Genomic DNA, 20,438 nt, shown 5'->3' with positions numbered 1-20,438 from the left:
GATATTCATTAAAAAGGACCTTGAAAATGAAAAAATCAGATCAAGAAACTCAATATCTCAAAGATGGCAGCATCAAAACCCTATTGACAGGTTATAATCTACTGAATAATTCCAGATTGAACAAGGGCACTGCGTTTACCAATAGTGAAAGGGATGCTTTCTCTCTTCACGGTTTGTTACCCCCTCAAGTGAGTACTTTGCATGATCAGCAAAAACGCCGTCATGATAGCTTGACTGCATTGCCGACCACTTTAGAAAAGTACAGTTTCTTACGTGATCTTCAAGATAACAATGAAACCCTTTTTTACTCGTTGATCATTAATAATATCGAGGAAATGCTCCCCATTGTTTATACTCCTGTTGTTGGGGAGGGATGTCAAAAATTCAGTGAAGTATTCCGTAAGCCACGAGGCCTGTTTCTTAGTTATCCCAACAAGAATTTGATTGATCAAATCTTTTCTCATCCACGTTATGACTTAATTAAGTGTATCGTTGTGAGCGACGGTGAGCGCATTCTTGGTCTTGGTGATCAAGGAGCAGGTGGGATGGGAATCCCAATAGGTAAAATGGCACTTTATACTGCTTTAGCAGGTATTCCTCCTCAATATTGTTTGCCTATTCTTTTGGATGTGGGAACAGACAATGAAGAGCGATTAGCCGACCCTCTTTATATTGGTTGGCGGCACAATCGTATTCGTGGCGCAGAGTATGACGAATTTGTTGATACATTTGTATCTGCAGTTAAACGTCGTTGGCCAAATGTTCTTCTACAATGGGAAGATTTTGCAGGTGTGAATGCGGCACGGTTGTTGGAGCGCTATCGGGATCAACTGTGTACTTTTAATGATGACATCCAGGGAACTGCTGCTATGGCAACAGGTACTCTACTTTCTGCCATTAATGTGACTGGAATTCCGCTCAAGGAGCAGAAAATTGTTTTTCTTGGTTTTGGTGGCACGGGCTATGGAATTGCTCAATTGATGCGTGGTGCGCTTAGGGATGCCGGATTAAGTGATCAGGAAGCAGGCGATCGTATTTATGCTGTGGACAGATATGGACTTCTTGTAGAAGGGGGTAAGGGGTTGACCGCTTCTCAGGCAGCTTTTGCCCGCAAACGTTCTGAGGTGGCAGGTTGGCAAGTGACCAATTCCGAGGAAATCGGACTACTCGATGTGGTGCGTAATGTCAAACCTACAGCACTGATTGGTGTGTCAACACAACAAGGGGCATTTACCGAAGAGGTAGTACGCACTATGGCGAAATACACGGATCGTCCGGTTATTTTTCCACTTTCCAATCCAACTTCTCATAGTGAAGCAATACCTAAAGATCTGCTCAATTGGACGGAAGGTCGGGCTTTAATCGGAACAGGAAGTCCTTTTGAACCCGTACAATTCAATGGAAAAGAGTATCATATCGATCAGACGAATAATTCATATATTTTTCCAGGCTTAGCTTTAGGCATTATCTCTTCTAAAGCAAAAAGAGTTTCCGATGGAATGATTAAGGCTGCTGCACTAGCTCTTGCAGCATGCTCTCCTGCTCGGGAAAATAAATCAGCTAATCTTCTGCCTCCACTTGCCCAGCTTCGCTCAATTAGTTTTGCTGTTGCAAAAGCTGTAGGAAAACAGGCGATATCGGAAGGTCTTGCTGGGGTTAATGAATCAGGATTTGAGGAAGAACTTGCTAACAATGTGTGGGATCCAGTTTATAAGCCTTACCTACTTGCTGATTAAGTTGAACTTGGAGTGCTTTCAATAATAGTTTGAGTCACTTGACTAAGGTATCACTACGTTCAATATCTTTGTTTCTATGTTCCACGGCTTGTCCGCGGGACGTAGTAAACAAGTAAAGTATTTCTTGAATAATGATTCAATGCCTCAAAATTATAATCAAAAAACAGACAATACCTTAGGCCGCTTGGGTCATGAGTCCTTTAATTTTTTTATAGACCATTTATAAAAAAATTATATAAAAATCATTATGTTAACTTATAATTTAATATTGTTAGCAAGTACAAAATACTGTGGTATTATTCTCAAAAGTGAAGAAGCAGTTTTTGTTTAACGGCAACTGTAGCGAATAGAGGACATGATGATAAACTCCAAGATATCATTGGATTTAAAAAAGAAATGCTCCAAAGATCTATTTTCGAATAATCGCTCCTATGAAATCTCTCATGATTACTTAATGGAATTGTTAGATGTTGGCAAATTAAATATTTGGCAGTGGGATCTGGGTACAAACGAAGTCATTGATTTTGGCTACTCAGAATCATTGTCTGTTTTAGATGAAAACAGTGAAGTAGGACATATAGATCATTTTATAACACGACTTCATCCAGATGATCGTGAGGAAATTGCCAATGCATTGGTCAATTCTTTAACTCATTTTGAGGATCATTATTCTGATTTTCGTGTTCTATCTAATAAAGGTCATTATGAATGGGTATCGGCTCGAGGTCGTTACATTCGTGATGTGGAGAATAATCCAATTAAAATGATTGGCACCTGGCATTTTATTACGGAAGAGAAACATAATCAGGAATTGATTAAGTTACAACAAACAACGCTTGAACGTATATCAAGGTGTTATTTTTCAGGGGAAGCCGCATCTTCATTATCTCATGAAATTTCTCAGCCATTATTGGCATTGAACTCTTACTTGCTAGGGAGTATTTTACGTTTACAGCAAGAGGATAAAGGAAGCAATGAATTTATAAGCGTACTCCAGAAAGCATTAGAACAAGTTGAATTGATAAGTACCATTATTAAGCGCATGAAGCGTTTTGTAACTCATGGGGAATTACATTTTGAGCGCGTTAATTTAACTTCATTGGCAAAGCAGTCGGTTATCCTGTCAAAATTTTATTCCAATTTTTCGGGAACAGTTCAATATGAGTTTGATGAGGATTTAACTGAAGTTTATTTGGATCGAAATCAAATGCGACAGGTTTTTTTAAACCTTATTAATAATGCCTTTGAAGCGATGTTCGATGCAAAAACGATGAATCCTCTCTTGCTTATCAAGATAAAGAACGATGATACGGATGTATTGGTTACCATTATTGATAATGGGCCTGGAGTGTCACAAAATGTACTCGATAATCTATTTACTTCATGTTACAGCACCAAAGAATACGGCTTAGGTCTTGGGTTAAATATTTGTAAAAAAATTATTGAGGCACATGGAGGAAACTTCAAAATAGAAAGAAATGTCTCTGGTGAGGGTACTGTAAGTTCTTTTAGATTACCTAATCAATTTTTGGAGTCTCACAATGGATAAGACAATTTATATTGTTGATGATGATGAGGACGTATTGCGTGCTTTGAAATGGCTTTTTGACTCGATGAGTTTTGAAGTTAAAACCTACGCGAATGCAACCGATTTTCTGGAGCAACATAATCCCAAGCATATAGGGTGTTTGATTACCGATGTTCGTATGCCTGATATAGATGGCCTTGAACTACTCGAAAAATTAAAAGGACAAAATAGCTTACTCAAAGTAATTATCATTACCGCCTATGGTGATATACCCATGGCTGTGCGAGCGATAAAAGCTGGAGCCATTGATTTTATTACTAAACCAATAAATGAGAAGGATTTATTAAAACTGATTAAAAAATGTCTTGAACATTATCCAAATCATACCTCTCATACGGTTAATAAATATGAACTTTTAACCGAAATTGAGCTCAAGGCTCTCGAAGCTATTTGGAATAAAAATTAAATGGATTTATTAGATAATTAATATCCCACTAAACTTCTGATCCGATTGGTATAATTTCGTAGAGGAGTTTGCACTATAAAATCCTTCAGTGGTGTTTCAATTTCAAAATAGAGAATATTGGCTAAAAATCCATAACAACACGCATCCAGTGTATGTACTTTATCGCCAAATAGATAATCCTTATCTCCTAAAATGAAAAGAATTGCTTGTAAATCATCAATACCTGATTGATATATATCTTTAGCGGGATATCTACCAATACCTTGGTAATGATATTTTTCAATATTATATTTTCTGACTTGCTCAAGAGTGGTTTCAGATAACTCAGAAAATTGTTTTAAGAATTCAGCTTTAAACAAAGGCCAGAATTGTTCATCTTGCCAACGTGAATAGGACATAACCCAATACATGTGATTATCTAACATTCGCGTTGTTAAAAAATGAATGTTCTTTTGTACTTCAGTTAAGTCATGATCCAAATTAACATATTTCTGCGAAAGATATTGGATAATCATGTTACTGTCAGTAATAATTTGCCCCTCATCACTTAGGTAAGGTAACTGTCCTCTGGGTGCATCCTGGGTATTAATAATATGTTCATGTTGGTAATCTATTTGGGTTAATCTAAGGAAAGTATCTACTTTCAGGCCAAAAGGGTTATTATCTGGAAGACCAAAAAGTTCTGGATAAGAATATAAAGTGATCATTAAAAACCCCTAATTTTATATAAATTTCAATTACTAAAATAGCCTAACTTACCAAGATTGGCCAAATTAATTTATTTCTTGGGAATTCCAAAATGACATCATAGTTCACTTAGGCTCCATACAGAAAGTACGTATGCACGGGAAGAAATGGGTATGCGCTCTTTCTGATTTGTATTGAAAAAAGGAGCTTGTTGTTGCGGATTATTAAGAGTCGATTCGTAATTCGCTCTCAAATCAGTAAGAAAAAAATTATCATGTACTCTGTTTTTTTGCACCAAATAGAAGCATTTTTACTCTTATTTAACAAAAAAAGGTATTTTTTTACACTTTATCTATTTAATTTAATATTTGTTTAATAAATAATCAGTATCATATGAGTTATTCCCTTGTGTTGCTTGAACAGCAAAATAAGTCCGGTAATTTAGGGGGGCAGTATGACAAATGAAGTTACTTTAAGTCCAGAAAGTCGAGAATTAATTACACAATTAAGTGCAATAGATTCAAGCCTCACTTTTGCAAACGCAACGCAAATTGATAAAAAAAAGCTGTATACGTGGCTTGAGCAAAATTCGAAAATTGCCAGCGACAACCCTGCATTTTTTTTAATTACCTCATTGCGAGCCTCTTTATTAAAAGATATCCATAAGTCATTAAATCCTGGACTGCCAGAAGAAGAAACCCCAAAAGGGGGGATGAGTGCAAAAACCAAATATGCGCTATTGGCTCTTGCCGGAACTGTTTATTTTGGTTGCGAAGGGTTTGATGGTATTACCGCATTCATGGGAATCTTTTCTTCTATTCCAACCATTGCTTTATTTGTGGCAGGAACATTATTTTCCGTTCTTTCCATGGTTGTATTTTATAGTTTTGATTTGGTTGAAGTTTCCAAAAATTTGGGTATTAAATCCACAGACACTAAAAAATTAGTTGATGTTTTACTTGACGAGGTCAAACAAATCCAAGCTGTTCGTATGCGTCTTGCTAAAACTGTCCAGAAAACTAAGGAAGAATATGAAGAGGATCTTCAGATTGCAAAAATGTTATTGCAACGATATAAGGACTTAGAACAAATTCGAACGGATCTAACATCTGCTGCGAATAATCCCTATTTACAAGCGGCTAAATACGTCACCGCAGCTGTTGCGGGTATTTTATTTTTTAGTGGTGGTTTTTTTGCCGGTCAAACTGTCGCTTTAGCCATTGCGGGTTTGTTTGTTACTACTATGGCGGCAACGGCATGGCCAATTGTTGTTGCAGGTGTTGCTGTTGGTTTAGCCGCACTAAGTGTTTATTGGTTTGTCGAACGTCCGGGGATTGAAAATTTGATTAGCCGCTGGAGAGGACTGGATAAAAAGAAAATTGATAAATTGTGTAAAGCGGAAACAGTAAAAAAAGAAACAGAGGAGTTGGAAGAATTAATTACAAGTATCACTTTTAAGATTAACTTACTGGAACAACATGATTCCGATCAATTAAAAATTAAGAGCCTTGAAAAAGAAGTGGCTGAATTGAAAGCGCAGAAGGAGGCGGCTCTTTTGCAAGCAGAAGAAGCTCAAGGTATCGTATCTAGTTTAACTTCAGAGTTAGAAGCGCTAAAAGAACAACAAGTCAATCTTGAGAGTCCAAAACAAGAAGACCACGTTGTGTCAGACAGCATAAAAGTCACTCAGCCGCTTCATCTATCTAAAGATGATAATGAACTGTCGCCACGCCAACGATACTCTCTTTTTAAATCGGCATCTACAGGACACCTCCTGGATTTAGGAAAAACTTCTACACTGGAAAATTCGATTTAATGCGATGAACAGGAAGTAAGCAAGTAGCAACTGCCTTGAAAATTTATTTCAAGACAGTTGCTACTCGTTACTCGCTCCATGTTTTATTTAGAGTGCGTGTGTACTCAATGTATTCTCTGTTTGCAAAACGTTTTCTTCCTCTGAATGGTTTTTCCCAGAAGTAGAAAGGAATCCATTCTTTGTCAGAGCCTGCATCACGGTGTGATTCGTTGCAGGTTGTTGCCAAACCGGTACAGCAATTGGCTTTTGCCCAAGAACAATAGGTGGTTGGGGTATTGGTCTTCTTCCTGGGTTAAGTTCAAGTTCTTCTGCTTCCAGTAATTTAAGTTGTTCGGTGGTAAGTGTTTTGAGTTGACTGGCATAAATAAAGGGCAGAACTCGAAGTTTGAAAACCAAAGAAAATGCTTCGAATTTATTACTTAGTTCAGTATACCCATGCTGCACTGGATCATTATATGTTGTTTGTAATTGGGATGGAGATAAGGTGTCAATATTATTAAGATCAGTACGATAATAAATTTTCTTGTCTGGACCTAATAAGAGCAAGGGTTGCGGTTGGCGGTATTGATAGTCAATATCGGGCATTTGTTCCAGGCCGCCATATTGCGACGGCTCAGGCAATTTGCTTCCATTAAATACTTGATGTAAATCGTGCAATGAAGAGGTCATTCCTGCAAGACAGGCTTGTTTGTTAAAATAATTCTTTGCAATATCAAAATCACCATCACCACTTGCTGCAACTGGAGGTTCGCTTTTATCGGGTGTTGGATCGTAAACGCGTTTGGTGTAGACGGTTATCCTATTCAATTCATCATGCAAATTATTAACTAAAATGCTGCCCCAAACGCCAAAGCGCTGTGGAAGTAAGGCACGTAAATCACCCATAAATGAAACATGGCCAGCAGCAAAATGATCGGTGTAATAGTGAAAACAAAAAAATTCCATTCCCAAAGACAAAGCCTGATAGCGATGGGCTAAATCCTCAAGTGTCTCACGATCCAGACCGTTAGGAGTTTCTCTCAGTATTTGGAGTAATGCATTGAAGTCGCTGTTATCTGATTGATAATCTTCATGAGTCAGAAATTGTTTTAACTCATAATAAATACGGGCATAGCTCAATGCTATATGATGGCCTATCATATAAACACGGACTGACCATGGAGTAAAATGCGAAATATTCCTATTTAAGATGTCACTGTAGTTTTTTACTCTTAGCGCAAACATGAGTTGTTGCACGTAGAAATTTAATGTGCTTGAAAACGGAATGTAATTGGCATTATTAATTGTATAAATCGTATCAATATCACTTTGTTTGACCTTGTTATTCGCTAATCGTTGATAAGAGCTAATTAGTTTTTGCTCCTCGTCTGCGGTAACTGGCGTTTTAATTAAATATTTTCCCAAAGTTTTGCATGCCTCTGTGCTATCAAAAGCCTTTGGATTTTCTTTAAACTCACAAATGCTTGGCAAATTAAATGAAACTTCTTTGCCTCCAAAATAATCACCGGACATGGCGATAATGACGCCCGCGGATGCTTTTAATCCAATGGGTTCAGGAAGACCATTCTCATTAATTCCTTGTAAGTGCAAATGCAAGCTGCCGTTTTCAATATCGATGTACGGATTGCTTTTTAAGACATCCCATTCTTGAAATCGCAATGCATCACCCAGTTCCGTGTGTTCATTTGTATCCATAAGCAAGCTCCATTTTTATTTTTATTATTGCGCTCAAAAACAATGAACTTCTAAATGCGGTTCTTACAGCAAATGTTTAAAAAAGAAGGGTAAAAAATAAATATAGAAGTGAGATGTCAAATTTTCAAATAATCCAGTTCAGCTCGTTAAGCGTAAAGTGTGTTTTCTGTAACTATAATTAAAATAAATTAAGCAGAATGAGATTATTATGACCGATAAAAAAATGGAGCAACCCTTAGGAACTCATCCTAATACTTTATTTTCAAATACTACAGAAACGAGTACAGCTTCCTCTAAAGACCGTCTAAAAGATTTTGATGCGAAAAAACAGGGTGCATGGCTTGAATTCAGCAAGACAGTGATTTATGAACTGGGTCAACGAGCGTCTTCTTTTCCAAAAGTACCGCCAGAAGTTCATAAGGACATTCATTGTCCTCCAGATATGTTAAGTTCTCAAGTCGGTTGTACTTATGCTTGGTTGGCTGATAAGCGGCGTGAGATAGCCAAGGCGTTGAAACATGGGCCGCTTAGACATCAATTCGGATTAATTAATAAAGCAGGTTTTATGTCTACAGATGATTTTAATTTATCTAAAGATTTACCAACTCAAAAAAATCTGATTTATGCGCACCTATCCGATTTAATTCATCAAAACAGGAAGAACGTTGAGGTAAAAGGATACCCGGATAAATCAGGCGAAGGAACAAAATACACAATTACGATTAAAATGACTGATGAGGAACGCGAATTGGCGCACAAAAAAAACGCGGCTTCTGAGTTTCCATTTATTGAAGATGATGTGGTTCTTACGATTACTTTTAACGATTATGGTAAGGATGACAGCAGAACATCCATCGTGGTTGATCATCGGTTTACCCCTTTTGCTGAGGATTATCGTGATAAGTCCAGTTATTTTCAGGTGCAATTTGAATTACTCGACCCTTATTTTCAAGCGTGTTTTAATTGGGACCCGGACCCGACTCAGGATATAAACGATTTTTTAGTGAATGCAGGAAAACTTGCATACAGTCTTGCTCGATTGCAACCTGTAGGCCGAGGAAATTCAGCAATTGTTGAATGGATGATAAGAGGACTTGCCGAAGCAAAGAATATTGAATTGGGACCTTTTAATCCTAATGAATTGGGATGGGATTTTAAAGCATTTTTAACCCCAGATATTAATGTGTATGCGCAATGGTTTGCTGAAAAAGCGTTTAGTCGTTATGCATTAAAAGAAAACGAAAATTTAGCGTTCAAAAGCTCATAAGTTGGTTCGGTTGCAGCCTGATTGATAAAAATATTTAATTTTCGATTATTTACAAATTTTCGAAAATAATCGATACTGTCTGCACAATTGAAATGAAGCGTAATGAATATGTCCCAAATTAAAACAAAACAATCAAAGACAAGTACCGTATTAGAGAAATTACGTCTCGATCTCGTAAGCGGTTATTTTGATCCGGGTCAAAAATTACAAATGGAACAATTAAAAGAACGATATGAGGTGGGATACAGTCCTTTACGCGAAGCTTTATCTCGGCTGGTAAGTCATGGTTTAGTGAGTCTTGAGGATTTGTGTGGTTTTTCAGTACCGGCTTTGTCTTTAGAAGAGTTATATGACCTCTATGCAGTGAGAATGCAGATTGAAACCCGTGCTCTGGAACTATCCATGCACCACGGAGATGAACATTGGGAAGCAGATGTTATTGCGTGCTGGCATCGTTATGCAAAATACCTTACGCCACAACCCAATAAGACACTGGATCTTATTGAATGGAATGCGTTTCAAAAAGAATTTACCTTTACCCTGATTAAGGCGTGCCAATCGCCTTGGTTGCTTAAAATTCAAGACATGTTGTATGACCATTCATCCCGTTATCGTTTTTTATGTTTGGGTCGTCATCATAATGATGAAAAAGTATTAGCGGAATTTAGACAAGAAAATGATGAGTTGGTTACTGCAGTATTGGCGAGGAATAAAGAAAAAGCGATTCAGATCTCCCAAAGTGGGTGGGATAGCTCGATTAAAATTATGGCGGATAGTTTAAAAGAATAAAAAACGCAGCTAGGGAATAAGCAATGACTGAAAATAAAAAAAATTATTTACTCATTCCTTCGGTACCTACCCCGAATGGTCGATTGCATTTAGGCCATATTGGCGGTCCGTTTTTAAGTGTGGACATACTTGCACGATATCTAAAGCTTTGTGGACACTCAGCCTGGATAATTTCAGGAACAGACAGTTATGAATCGTATGCAGCAGGGAAGGCAGAGGAAGAACATTTAAGTCCTAGAGAAATAGGTCATTATTATCATGCATTAATTGCGCATGATTTAACGTTAATGGATATTCAATGCGATCAATTTATTAATCCGCTTGATGGGCAATGGAGCACATCCTATCAAGAATGGCATGAGCAGATTTTGCAACAGTTATTGGATAATAAGGCTACAGTCTTATTAAAAGAGAACATGCCTTGGGATGATAAGAATAAGCGTTATCTGACTGGATATTGGCTGCAAGGAAATTGTCCTGTGTGCTCTGAGAACACTACAAGTTATTTTTGTGAACATTGTGGTGCACATTTTCGTCCGGAAGAAATGATTCGTGACGATCATTTAGAGCAAAAAACGGTTGAAAATATTTTTTTAGAACTTCCTGATGATGTTGAACTGAGTTCGCAGGGAATCGATCAAAAAATAGTGACGCTATTTCAACGTTATCGGATGTTACAAAATAATCGATTCAGACTTACGACCCAGTGTAATTGGGGTTTAGCTGATAATACTGATCCTGCTCACTCAAGAACTTTATTTAGTTATGGTTTTGTCTTTGCCTATTTTCTAATGTTTGGGGAAATTGCAGGCAAACTCATGGGCATCAACAAAAATGCGTTTGCTGTAGATTCTGATGTGGTGACTATTTCTAGCTTTGGACTCGATAATTCATTGCCTTTTTTAAGCAGTGCATTGGGAATCAGTGCTGGATGTCCTCAATACAAGTCATTTGATTATTATTTGATTAATTATTTTTATTACCTTGATGGGCGTAAATTTTCAACAAGTCGACAGCATATGATCGGAGTAGATGAGGCCATCAATCAAAAAGGGCTGTCCAGTGATATTATTCGGCTTTATCTTGCTTCAATCGATGTGCGCAGTCAAACAGGCAATTTTGTCCTTGAAGAGTTTATTCTTTATTACAACAAAACGATTGATTGGTTTGAACACTATATTATCCAAGGGATACAAAACGTACCTGATAGGGTGAGACAGCCGAGCAATCAACAGGTACACCATCAATTATGCGATTTGTTTGCAATTCAGGAGAATGCGCTGCAACCCGATCACTTTTCTCCTCATATTGGGGTTCAATCTCTAAATGATTGGCTCGTGCTGGGAAAAAATTTAAGTCGATCCCCGGGAGATTATTTCTGGTGGTTAAAAGGATTTACTTTGGTAATTTATCCTTACATGCCAAAGCTTGGCAAAATCATCTGGAATGCTCTGGGTTATGAACGCTTACCCACTCAAGCTGATTTTTTTGTTAAACCCACGAGGTTCTTGCAGAAAAAAATACAATTAACCCTAAAACGAATAACAACGGAATTTGAGATGCCTGTAGAGGAAATGAGTTATGAACACAACGAATCATGATGGGGTTTCCGATTTACTTGGGGTGGGGGTCGGACCATTTAATTTGAGTGTTGCTGCTCTTTTGTCCTCAGTCAAAGAGATTTCAAGCGTGTTCTTTGAACAAAATAAAGACGTGATTTGGCATCCAGGAATGTTATTTCCCAATGCTGAAATTCAGGTCAGTTATTTAAATGATTTGGTTACGCTTGTTGACCCTACTAATTCTTATTCCTTCATTGCCTATCTTGCAAAACATAAACGATTGTATCGTTTTATTAATGCACAATTTAAACATGTGTTACGCACAGAATTTAGTCAATATTTAAATTGGGTGAGCCGTTCATTACCTAATTTATTGTTTAACGAAAAAGTTGAGGAAGTTTCTTTTGATAAATCTTATTTTGTCATGCAAACCTCTCAGAGAAAAATCAAAGGAAAACATCTTATTTTGGGTAACGGCTTAAGTGTAAAAGTTCCTGCTTGTGTTAAGCCTTATTTGGGCAAAAATGTGTTGCATAACAAAAATTTTTTACTCAATCCAATCGATTGGCAGGGAAAAAGAGTTGCTATTATTGGTGGAGGTCAAAGTGGCGCTGAAATTGTGCAGCACATTTTATCGAGTGAACAATTGCCTTCAGAGTTAAATTGGATTTCAAAGAGATCGCAGCTATTGCCAATGGATACCTCTCCATTTGTAAGTGAATTGTTCACTCCTAAGTATGCTGAATTCTTTTTTCATGTACCTGAGAAAGAAAAAGCCTTTTTATTGCAAGAGCAACTCTTGGCGAGCGACGGTATTTCTTCCCACTTATTACAGGCGATTTATCAAAAACTTTATAGTCTTGAGTTTTTGGAAAATAAGCATAAGTTTTTTAAGTTTTTACCCGGTCATGAATTAACAAATATGAATAGCGGATTAGGGAGATATCAGTTAATACTGACGGAGCTTGGCACTATGAGCAAAAGAGTAATCTCTGCAGATATTGTTATTTTGTGTACGGGGTACCAATGGGAGTTCCCAGCGTATCTTTCGCCGTTATCTGAAAAAATACCTTTAAATAATGGAGCATTTTGTGTCAATCAGGATTTTTCCATTGTATGGGATGGACCAAAACAACATCGCATGTATGTCCAAAATGCAGCACGCAATTCTTATGGAATCGCAGAGCCTAATTTAAATATTATGGCATGGCGAAGTGCAAAAATAATTAATAGTGTGGCTCAATCGTCAATCTATGATCTGGATCAGGAGAGTACTGTCTTGGATTGGGAGCGAGAATTATTCTCAGAGGAGCATCAATATGCCTCAATTGCCTGAGTCTGTTGTTTTTGCAAGTCCAAGATTGGTTTTTTCTAATCCAGAACACATTGTTTCAGGAGTTGTAGTAAACCCTGTTGATTTTGCACAAAAGCAAGTAGCCCCCCCTTTTCAAACAACCTATTTTCACGTGTTGCCTCAAAGTGAAACTCCTATGGATTATCATCAGGAAGAAGAAATTTGGATTGTATTAAATGGAAGTGGCGTTTTGATTTATGAGGAAAATGTTTATCGGCTTAACGCGCACGATATTTTTTATTTTGCATCATTTAAAAAACATCAAATCCGTAACCTCATGCACGAACCACTTCTTATTTGTTCTATTTATTGGTAGGGTACTGTAAGGGAAATTGCGCATAGTGTTCTTTTGGGCGAGCATTTTAATGATGAACTATAAGGTTAGATGGTTACAGCCTATTGATAAAGAAAATTGGCTAACAATGTGGCGGGAGTATATGAAGTTTTATCAAAAGTCTCTGCCTCAAGAAGTAGTAAACAATACGTTGAACATGCTTCTTTCCGAGAATCAAAATACAGGATGCCTCATAGCTTGTGACTCTCAAAATACCGCAGTTGGATTTCTAACTTTTATCGTGCATTTAAGTACTTGGAATATCAATCCCGAATGCTATTTATATGATTTATATGTAAAACCGGAACATCGAAAAGCCGGGGTAGCAAAGATGCTCATGGAAGAATTAAAACAAATCAGTACGTTACATCATTGGAGTAGAATATATTGGATCACCGAGCCAGATAATCAGGTTGCCCAAATACTCTACGATAAAATGGGGCGTGGTGAACCTTGGATTGTTTACTCAATGTCTGGATAAGAGATCCTATCCAACCTTTCTCCGTAGAGAAAGGAGGTCATAGTCGTTATTTAAAATCATAAGTATAATATTGAGGGTATGCTTCCGGAGGATCGCTTGGAAAAATTTGCCCTGTTAGGTATTGCTCTTCAACAGTAGGCAACGGCAATCGTGCAGCTTCTTTTTGAAAAAAATAATTTCTTAATAGAGCCAGTTTTTGATTATAAATGTTCTTAAATTCATTAACGTCTGTTTGATAACTATTCTCAATTTCATCAAGAAATTCTTTGAGTTTAAGCTGTTGGGTTTCATTAAGCTGCTTTTGGTAGGGTGCAAATGTATTCGTTACTGTTGTAAAAAACAGGTAGTAATGAGTAGTTAACTCATTAATGATTTCTCGTGCTTCCTGTTTGGATAATACTCTACTATGAGACATACGTTGTTTTAAATTTTCGTAGGTAGGCACTATTTCTGAATCCCATTTTTTTTCAAATGAGTCAATTAGCTTTTCAAATTTATTGAGCATTTTAATTCTTCAATTAAGCAAAAAGAGACGAAATTATACATATTAATTAAATTAATATCAAATCTGCTTTTATTTTATCCATGGATTATATTTTTCTTAAAGAGACGAAGGGTACGTTTTGTACTAACTATTTATTAAGTAATAAATGATTTATATTCGAAGATATTAAAAAATTCGAATCATGTTGGAACAAAAAAACAAGAATTCCTCTAAGTAAAAACGGAGATTTTTATCATGCAAGAGTTAATCAAGCCAGCACTTTTTAATGCCCAATTAATAAGAAGTTTAGGATGTGCTACATATCAAGGTGCTGAAGTTGGGGAATGTCTTGCTATAGCGAACCAAATAGAACCTGGCAATAAAGAAAGCTGGTATGCACGGTGGACCGCTTTTGCTGATAGCAATTTCAGTATGGCAGAAGCTTATCGAAAGCAAGGTTTCCATTATGATGCCAAATTGGCTTTTCTGCGCGCGTGTACTTATTACCGAACCGCTTTTTTTTTCCTGGAAGATGAACCTGCTGATCCAAGAATCGAACAAACACTGCAATACAGCATTCGTGCTTTTCATCAAGCACTCGAATTTTTTGAAGCTCCAGTGGAAAAAGTAGAAATTCCCTTTGAGGAAACAACGTTGCCTGGTTATCTTTATCTGAATAACTCATTTTCAAATCATCCTAAACCTATTTTAATTGATACTGGCGGGGGCGATAGCACTAAGGAGGAATTATATTTTAGTTCAGCAGCTGAAGCGTTAAAGCGAGGCTTTCATTGTTTAAATTTTGAAGGTCCTGGTCAAGGCAGTATGTTGCGTTTAAATAAAATACCCTTTATCCCCGATTGGGAGCGGGTTATCGAAAAAGTTGTCGATTTTATCAGCAACCGTCCCGAAATTGATCAGAATAAGATCTTCTTAATGGGGCGTAGTTTTGGTGGTTACCTTGCTGCTCGAGCAGTAACAAAAGAAAGACGTATCGCCGCCTGTATTGTTGATCCTGGGATATTTGATGCAAGTGGTAATCTCGAAGCTAAGTTCAATTCGTTTATGACGAAGTTTCCTGATTTACACGATGCTCCTATAGAGCACGCCTTAGTACACCTCATGAAAACAGATGAAAATTTACGGTTTATGCTAGAAAGTCGAAAATGGCGATTTGGCGCTAAAACAATTGAAGAAATGCTCGATAAAACACGTGCTTACACGTTGACTGGCTTAGTCGAAAAGATTCAATGTCCCATGCTGATTTGTGATAATACTTTGGAATACATCACTTTAGGTCAGGCAAAAAAACTGTATGATGAGTTACAATGCAAAAAACAATACATTCTTTTTAATGATGAAGAGGGTACTGGCGGCCATTGCCAACCACTTGCACCACGATTATTTAGTGCAAAAATCCATGCCTGGCTAAGTACACTCTAAGTTTTTTCAAGAGGATAAATGCCATTAAATGATTAAGAAAAACGCCCCCTATTTTTAGGGGAGGCCATTCAATTTCAGGAAGATAAATGGAGTCTATAGGTACATGGTGGTTGTGGATAGTTTTTATTGCTTTGATACTGATTGTATTAAGTATCGATATTTTTCTTTTGACCCGAAGTAAAAGGGAACCTACACTCAAGACATCGTGCATATGGGTTACTGTTTGGGTTGTTTTGGCTTTGCTTTTTAATGTCTTTTTGTGGGTCTATCTATTGCAAGGCGATACAAGCAACGTAGCGAATCAAAAAGCGCTTGAGTTTTTTGCTGCTTATCTGATTGAAGAATCATTATCAATGGATAATGTTTTTGTATTTATCATGATATTTAAATATTTTTCTATTCCCTTGAAGTATCAGCGCCGTCTACTCTTATTTGGCGTGTTAGGGGCAATTTCTATGAGAATAATACTCATTGTATTTGGGATTTGGCTCATTAATAAATTTACGTGGATTTTATATCTATTTGGCATACTACTCATTTATTCCGCGACCAAATTCTTGACTTTGTTTAAAGACGAACAATTTGTTACGAATAATTTTATCCTGAAAACATTGAGAAAATTTTTCCCAATAACAAAAGAAATTTCAGGCGATCATTTTATTGTTAAGAAAAATAACTCATATTTTGTAACTCCTCTACTTGTTGTTCTTATTTTTATTGAAGTGAGTGATTTGATTTTCGCCATTGACAGCATTCCTGCTGTATTAGGTATTACTCAAGATCCATTTATTGCATGTTCATCAAATGCTTTTGCAATACTTGGTTTGCGAGCTATGTATTTCATTTTGGCACATATAGAAAATAAGTTTCGTTATCTTAACTACGGGTTGGCTTTGATCTTAGGTTTCATTGGAATAAAAATGCTACTGCATGATCTCGTTGATATTCCTATAGTAGTTACGCTTTCAATGATTGTTTTGACACTCAGCGGCGCTATTATTGCGAGCAAAGTATGGAACAATAAAAACAGATAATTAATCTAATTTACATTAATATCATGTACTAACGCTTTAAATGAGCTATAACTAATTATTGAAGAAAAAGGATATTTATGGAGCAATTCTTAATTTTTGCACTGGTAGGCTTCGTAGCACAAATAATTGACGGTGCTTTAGGAATGGCTTATGGGGTAATTGTTACAGGTGTTTTAGTCACTTATGGTATTCCTCCTGCGGTGGCTAGCGCTGCAGTGCATACTGCTGAGATTGTCACAACCGGTGTTTCTGGTTTATCACATGCGATGTTTAAAAACATTGATTATGCATTATTTAGACGATTAGCTATCCCAGGTATTTTGGGAAGCATACTTGGTGCCTATGTCCTAACCAAGGCATCAGAAAAAATAGCGAGGCCTTTTATTGCAGTTTATTTGATCGTAACGGGTTGCTATATTTTATACCGAGCACTCCAAGGTGGAAAAATCATGCAGCTCATAAAAAATTTTATGGTCAAGCGCCTAAAAACCAGGCGTGCACTGCCTTCTAATCATGCACGTGGGTTAATACCTCTTGGTTTTTTTGGTGGTTTTTTTGATGCAACAGGTGGAGGCGGTTGGGGATCCATTGTTAATTCCACATTACTTGTCCAGGGAACTTCGCCTTCTTACACCATAGGTACGGTGAATTTGACTGAATTTTTAATCACCCTCAGTGTTTCTGCGACCTTCTTTTTTACCATCGGGATTACCAATTGGTCAATTATTCTCGGACTGATTGCAGGTGGGGCTATTGCTTCCCCCTTTGCAGCCTACCTTGTTCGTCATCTTCAGCCGCGACTCATTATGTTACTGGCGGGAACAGCAATCGCATTACTTGGAACGTACTCAATTATTAGCATGCTTATAAAATGGATGGGATGATATAGAGCGAGGATTATCCTTAATTAAACTTCCACATATCCAGTCAAATTAACAATAGAGAGTATTTAATGAAACAAATATTTAATTATTCCTTCAATAAATACATATATAAAACTAATATAAACAAGAGTACCAATATATCCTACAACAAGAAGTACTCCGTCTTTTTCTATTAATCCCAGGCTAAAAATAATAAGAAGAAATGCAAAGATAAAATTACTCAATGGGATGGGCAACATCAGAAAAATAGCTAAACAAAAAATAATGATACCCGTGATGATTTCCATCAAGCGACAGGTCATAAATATCCAGCGTGGTTTCAAAAAATATTCGATTTTAGTCAAATAAGGTACTGTAGTATGAATTACCTTGGAAATAGTCTTTTGATGAATGGTGCGTTTCGCAATGATTTTTGGTAACCACAATGTTTTTCTGGCAAATATCATTTGACATGCAAAAAGTGCTATAGGCAGACTGAATACAACAGAAATGCCTGGAATCGTAGAAAAAGGTAAGGCACTGGGTAAAGCAAAAAACAACAATACAATTCCAAATGCACGCTCACCCAATACTTGTAAAATATGCTGGAACGTTAATTCACCCTTTAATTCCTTAAGGCTTGCGAGCTCTAAAAGGATATCAGAAGAATGTGTAGTTGTTGTTTTCATAAATAACTCGTAGTTGTAACCTGTTACCAGGCAGGTTTTCCGTCCTCAATGAGAGCAAGTATTGCCTCATGTAAATTGCATAACGGGTTCTCGTTACGTTCAGTTCAAGTGTAATTGTTTATAAAGGATAGAGGAAAATCTTTTAGATGACGAGTAACAGCGGCCTGTCAATAAAGAATTTCTTTGAATCATGAAGCAAAGATTATCCCAGAGGGTTTGGAAATTTTTGTAGATAAAGCCCTCCCAATTGATACGACGCATAGTCAGTAATGTGGCCTACATCACGGTATATTGGAACTCCGTTGATGTCCGCTTTGCAAATATTTTTTTTACATTGTACTTTTTTAGGGTCGATAATCATTAATTGCGGGTATTTGTTTTTCATTTTACTAAATAATTGATTAAACCATTGATCTTCATGATACGTAAACTCACATTCATGGGAATTATAAGATGTTCTTGATTTTATATGTTTAAAAAAACAATTATGAAAATCATTTAAAGCAGTTGACTGAATTAATACAGGTTTTGCTCCTGAGTTAATAATGATTGAAAGCGCTTTATCGAGAGCTTTTTCCAATCGCTCTTGAGTTAAAAGTAAAGAACGCGGATCATCTAAGTTATTTATGATGTTTGCGGACAAATAATTAGTCCATGCTTGACCAATAATTACATAATCATAATGATGATTTTGAATCATTTGATAATATTTTTGGGTAAGTTCATGACAGAGTGAATAGACTTGATTTTTAAAGTGCCACCAGTCATAAAGATACATATCAGGCAAGGTTAGGCAAGAAGATACTGTTTGCGATAAAATGGAAACATTTGCTGCTTGCCCTAGCATATCTACAAAACCCCAGTAATGATTGGCAAACGAATCACCGATCATTAATGCGTGTTTACTGTCTGATTTTTTTGAGCCAACAATGCATTGCATACTGATTTCGTTCCGAGAATCGGTGACACACAAAGCTCTTTGTGGGCTTTTGTATTGCTCTAATTGTTGATAAACGGTTAATAGTTCATTATTAAAACGCTGAGGAAACCCCTGATTTTTTTTGATGACATAGTCGGTAAGATGCAAAGCGAGGATTGGAGCTAATAATAGAAACACAAAGGTATAACGGAATTGTATTTTTTTCCAGCGTTTTGATGGTTTTTCAATAAAGCGCCAAGAGAGATAGGATAAAACAAAAGTAAGCCCAAAAGCAGCAAATAAAACAAAGGGAGTTTCTACCATACTTTGATATCTTAAAACCGAGAAAATAACCCAATGCCAAATGTAAAGTGAATAAGACAATAGTCCTATGAACACCAACGGCTTACTGGAAAATAATTGGCTCCAGATATTTTTGGGAGAACAGGTTCCTATGGCAATGAGAAATCCTGTTGCCATACAAACAATAAATGCATAGTAATTTGGATAACCTGTTATAACTGGATTGAAACTGGCGAGGCATAGCACGGTTATTAATGCCAAACCACCAATAAGGTTTAAGAGATATTTATTATTGGCTAAAAAAAAGGTTTTTGGAGTGATGAGTGCAATGCAGGACCCAATTAAAAACTCAAAGATTCTGCTGGAAAATAAGTAATAAGTGTGTGTGGGCAGGTTTTTTGCATTGTAGAGTGACCCTAGAAAAGCGATACAGGTCAATCCAGCTAAAAATGGAATTAAATATTTGTTAGGCGAGAAACGATACAGGCAATAGATAAGACAGGGTAAAAGTAAATAGCACTGCCATTCTATTGAAAGAGACCAGGTATGGAGTAAAGGGATTTGATGTGTGTCCGGTGAAAAATAGCCTGTTGTTGTTTTATCAAAAAATAAGTTGGATAAAAATAAGGAAGTTTTACGCGCACTTCTGCTGTATTGGATTAAATCATCAGGTAAAAAAAACAACAAAGTTAAGGCTGTTGTTAAAAAGAGCAAGCAAACAAAAACAGGTTGCAAGCGCCATAATCTTCGATTATAAAAATTCAAAAAAGAAAAAGAACCTTCTTTGAGTGACTCGTGGATGGTGCTCGTAATGAGAAAGCCAGAAATAACAAAAAATACATCAACTCCAATAAACCCTGAGGGAAAAAAGGAGAGTCCCCCGTGATAAATTAAAATCAATATAATCGCTATGGCTCTGAGTCCATCAATATCGGGGCGGTATTTCATTCACTTTCAAGCAAAAAAACCAATCCTAACATCTTGGTCA

Annotated in this window: 18 protein-coding genes; 13 read left to right on the top strand and 5 right to left on the bottom strand. The window is 36.8% G+C overall.

Annotation, left to right across the window (positions count from 1 at the left end; genetic code table 11):
* Positions 1 to 26 precede the first annotated feature (26 nt).
* The 3 genes from Lani_RS02170 to Lani_RS02160 all read left to right on the top strand — a co-directional run bounded on the left by Lani_RS02170 (position 27) and on the right by Lani_RS02160 (position 3,730).
* The gene (locus tag Lani_RS02170; protein ID WP_019235187.1) at positions 27 to 1,736 is read left to right on the top strand and encodes an NAD-dependent malic enzyme; all 1,710 of its coding nucleotides are present in this window, start codon (positions 27 to 29) and stop codon (positions 1,734 to 1,736) included.
* A gap of 454 nt (positions 1,737 to 2,190) precedes the next feature.
* Positions 2,191 to 3,285, top strand: coding sequence for a sensor histidine kinase (locus Lani_RS02165; RefSeq protein WP_223499521.1), 1,095 nt, complete (start codon positions 2,191 to 2,193; stop codon positions 3,283 to 3,285).
* A complete protein-coding gene (locus Lani_RS02160; RefSeq protein WP_019235185.1) occupies positions 3,278 to 3,730 on the top strand; it encodes a response regulator transcription factor in 453 nt (150 codons plus the stop codon). Before Lani_RS02165 ends, Lani_RS02160 begins: the two co-directional genes overlap by 8 nt.
* A 17-nt stretch (positions 3,731 to 3,747) precedes the next feature.
* Here Lani_RS02160 and Lani_RS02155 read toward each other — a convergent pair whose 3' ends face one another.
* On the bottom strand, positions 3,748 to 4,437 hold the full coding sequence (locus tag Lani_RS02155; protein WP_019235184.1) for a glutathione S-transferase family protein: 690 nt from the start codon (positions 4,435 to 4,437) through the stop codon (positions 3,748 to 3,750).
* 434 nt (positions 4,438 to 4,871) lie between these two features.
* On the opposite strand from Lani_RS02155, the gene Lani_RS02150 reads away from it, so the two are divergent.
* On the top strand, positions 4,872 to 6,233 hold the full coding sequence (locus Lani_RS02150; protein WP_019235183.1) for an AAA family ATPase: 1,362 nt from the start codon (positions 4,872 to 4,874) through the stop codon (positions 6,231 to 6,233).
* 87 nt (positions 6,234 to 6,320) lie between these two features.
* Here Lani_RS02150 and Lani_RS02145 read toward each other — a convergent pair whose 3' ends face one another.
* Positions 6,321 to 7,928 (bottom strand): hypothetical protein, encoded by a 1,608-nt coding sequence (locus Lani_RS02145; RefSeq protein WP_019235182.1) that lies wholly within the window; start codon positions 7,926 to 7,928, stop codon positions 6,321 to 6,323.
* 208 nt (positions 7,929 to 8,136) lie between these two features.
* Between Lani_RS02145 and Lani_RS02140 the strand changes: the two genes are divergently transcribed.
* The 6 genes from Lani_RS02140 to Lani_RS02115 all read left to right on the top strand — a co-directional run bounded on the left by Lani_RS02140 (position 8,137) and on the right by Lani_RS02115 (position 13,715).
* Positions 8,137 to 9,195 (top strand): hypothetical protein, encoded by a 1,059-nt coding sequence (locus tag Lani_RS02140; protein WP_058388368.1) that lies wholly within the window; start codon positions 8,137 to 8,139, stop codon positions 9,193 to 9,195.
* Between the two features lie 102 nt (positions 9,196 to 9,297).
* Positions 9,298 to 9,984, top strand: coding sequence for a GntR family transcriptional regulator (locus tag Lani_RS02135; protein ID WP_103030566.1), 687 nt, complete (start codon positions 9,298 to 9,300; stop codon positions 9,982 to 9,984).
* A gap of 23 nt (positions 9,985 to 10,007) precedes the next feature.
* Entirely contained in the window at positions 10,008 to 11,585 is a 1,578-nt protein-coding gene (locus tag Lani_RS02130; protein WP_019235179.1) for a methionine--tRNA ligase, read from the top strand.
* Positions 11,566 to 12,882 carry a lysine N(6)-hydroxylase/L-ornithine N(5)-oxygenase family protein gene (locus Lani_RS02125; RefSeq protein WP_019235178.1) on the top strand — a complete coding sequence of 439 codons (1,317 nt, stop codon included), beginning with the start codon at positions 11,566 to 11,568 and terminating at the stop codon, positions 12,880 to 12,882. Before Lani_RS02130 ends, Lani_RS02125 begins: the two co-directional genes overlap by 20 nt.
* Positions 12,866 to 13,216 (top strand): cupin domain-containing protein, encoded by a 351-nt coding sequence (locus Lani_RS02120; RefSeq protein WP_019235177.1) that lies wholly within the window; start codon positions 12,866 to 12,868, stop codon positions 13,214 to 13,216. The genes Lani_RS02125 and Lani_RS02120 overlap by 17 nt, the downstream gene beginning before the upstream one ends.
* 49 nt (positions 13,217 to 13,265) lie before the next feature.
* Positions 13,266 to 13,715: a GNAT family N-acetyltransferase gene (locus Lani_RS02115; RefSeq protein ID WP_058388367.1), complete on the top strand. Its 450-nt coding sequence runs from the start codon at positions 13,266 to 13,268 to the stop codon at positions 13,713 to 13,715.
* Between the two features lie 46 nt (positions 13,716 to 13,761).
* Here the strand turns inward: Lani_RS02115 and Lani_RS02110 are convergent, their stop codons facing one another.
* Complete coding sequence (locus tag Lani_RS02110; RefSeq protein ID WP_019235175.1) at positions 13,762 to 14,220, bottom strand: hypothetical protein; 459 nt, start codon at positions 14,218 to 14,220, stop codon at positions 13,762 to 13,764.
* A 234-nt stretch (positions 14,221 to 14,454) separates the two neighbouring features.
* Between Lani_RS02110 and Lani_RS02105 the strand changes: the two genes are divergently transcribed.
* From Lani_RS02105 to Lani_RS02095, 3 genes are all read left to right on the top strand, one after another.
* On the top strand, positions 14,455 to 15,642 hold the full coding sequence (locus Lani_RS02105; protein WP_019235174.1) for an alpha/beta hydrolase family protein: 1,188 nt from the start codon (positions 14,455 to 14,457) through the stop codon (positions 15,640 to 15,642).
* 86 nt (positions 15,643 to 15,728) lie between these two features.
* Entirely contained in the window at positions 15,729 to 16,676 is a 948-nt protein-coding gene (locus Lani_RS02100; protein ID WP_019235173.1) for a TerC/Alx family metal homeostasis membrane protein, read from the top strand.
* A 77-nt stretch (positions 16,677 to 16,753) separates the two neighbouring features.
* On the top strand, positions 16,754 to 17,560 hold the full coding sequence (locus Lani_RS02095) for a sulfite exporter TauE/SafE family protein (protein ID WP_019235172.1): 807 nt from the start codon (positions 16,754 to 16,756) through the stop codon (positions 17,558 to 17,560).
* Positions 17,561 to 17,625: 65 nt separating this feature from the next.
* Here the strand turns inward: Lani_RS02095 and Lani_RS02090 are convergent, their stop codons facing one another.
* Positions 17,626 to 18,228 carry an exopolysaccharide biosynthesis protein gene (locus tag Lani_RS02090; RefSeq protein ID WP_019235171.1) on the bottom strand — a complete coding sequence of 201 codons (603 nt, stop codon included), beginning with the start codon at positions 18,226 to 18,228 and terminating at the stop codon, positions 17,626 to 17,628.
* A 202-nt stretch (positions 18,229 to 18,430) separates the two neighbouring features.
* Positions 18,431 to 20,398, bottom strand: a complete 1,968-nt coding sequence (locus Lani_RS02085; protein ID WP_058388366.1) for an acyltransferase family protein — start codon at positions 20,396 to 20,398, stop codon at positions 18,431 to 18,433.
* Positions 20,399 to 20,438: the final 40 nt, after the last annotated feature.

The sequence above is a fragment of the Legionella anisa genome, assembly GCF_001467525.1.
Classification (GTDB): domain Bacteria; phylum Pseudomonadota; class Gammaproteobacteria; order Legionellales; family Legionellaceae; genus Legionella; species Legionella anisa.
The sequence above is the reverse complement of the archived record's forward strand: the minus strand, read 5'-3'. Positions and strand labels throughout refer to the sequence as shown.

Coding starts and splice junctions, on each gene's coding strand:
- Lani_RS02170 (WP_019235187.1), top strand. CDS start 27: ATGAAAAAATCAGATCAAGAAACTCAATATCTCAAAGATGGCAGCATC.
- Lani_RS02165 (WP_223499521.1), top strand. CDS start 2,191: ATGGAATTGTTAGATGTTGGCAAATTAAATATTTGGCAGTGGGATCTG.
- Lani_RS02160 (WP_019235185.1), top strand. CDS start 3,278: ATGGATAAGACAATTTATATTGTTGATGATGATGAGGACGTATTGCGT.
- Lani_RS02155 (WP_019235184.1), bottom strand. CDS start 4,437: ATGATCACTTTATATTCTTATCCAGAACTTTTTGGTCTTCCAGATAAT.
- Lani_RS02150 (WP_019235183.1), top strand. CDS start 4,872: ATGACAAATGAAGTTACTTTAAGTCCAGAAAGTCGAGAATTAATTACA.
- Lani_RS02145 (WP_019235182.1), bottom strand. CDS start 7,928: ATGGATACAAATGAACACACGGAACTGGGTGATGCATTGCGATTTCAA.
- Lani_RS02140 (WP_058388368.1), top strand. CDS start 8,137: ATGACCGATAAAAAAATGGAGCAACCCTTAGGAACTCATCCTAATACT.
- Lani_RS02135 (WP_103030566.1), top strand. CDS start 9,298: ATGAATATGTCCCAAATTAAAACAAAACAATCAAAGACAAGTACCGTA.
- Lani_RS02130 (WP_019235179.1), top strand. CDS start 10,008: ATGACTGAAAATAAAAAAAATTATTTACTCATTCCTTCGGTACCTACC.
- Lani_RS02125 (WP_019235178.1), top strand. CDS start 11,566: ATGAACACAACGAATCATGATGGGGTTTCCGATTTACTTGGGGTGGGG.
- Lani_RS02120 (WP_019235177.1), top strand. CDS start 12,866: ATGCCTCAATTGCCTGAGTCTGTTGTTTTTGCAAGTCCAAGATTGGTT.
- Lani_RS02115 (WP_058388367.1), top strand. CDS start 13,266: ATGATGAACTATAAGGTTAGATGGTTACAGCCTATTGATAAAGAAAAT.
- Lani_RS02110 (WP_019235175.1), bottom strand. CDS start 14,220: ATGCTCAATAAATTTGAAAAGCTAATTGACTCATTTGAAAAAAAATGG.
- Lani_RS02105 (WP_019235174.1), top strand. CDS start 14,455: ATGCAAGAGTTAATCAAGCCAGCACTTTTTAATGCCCAATTAATAAGA.
- Lani_RS02100 (WP_019235173.1), top strand. CDS start 15,729: ATGGAGTCTATAGGTACATGGTGGTTGTGGATAGTTTTTATTGCTTTG.
- Lani_RS02095 (WP_019235172.1), top strand. CDS start 16,754: ATGGAGCAATTCTTAATTTTTGCACTGGTAGGCTTCGTAGCACAAATA.
- Lani_RS02090 (WP_019235171.1), bottom strand. CDS start 18,228: ATGAAAACAACAACTACACATTCTTCTGATATCCTTTTAGAGCTCGCA.
- Lani_RS02085 (WP_058388366.1), bottom strand. CDS start 20,398: ATGAAATACCGCCCCGATATTGATGGACTCAGAGCCATAGCGATTATA.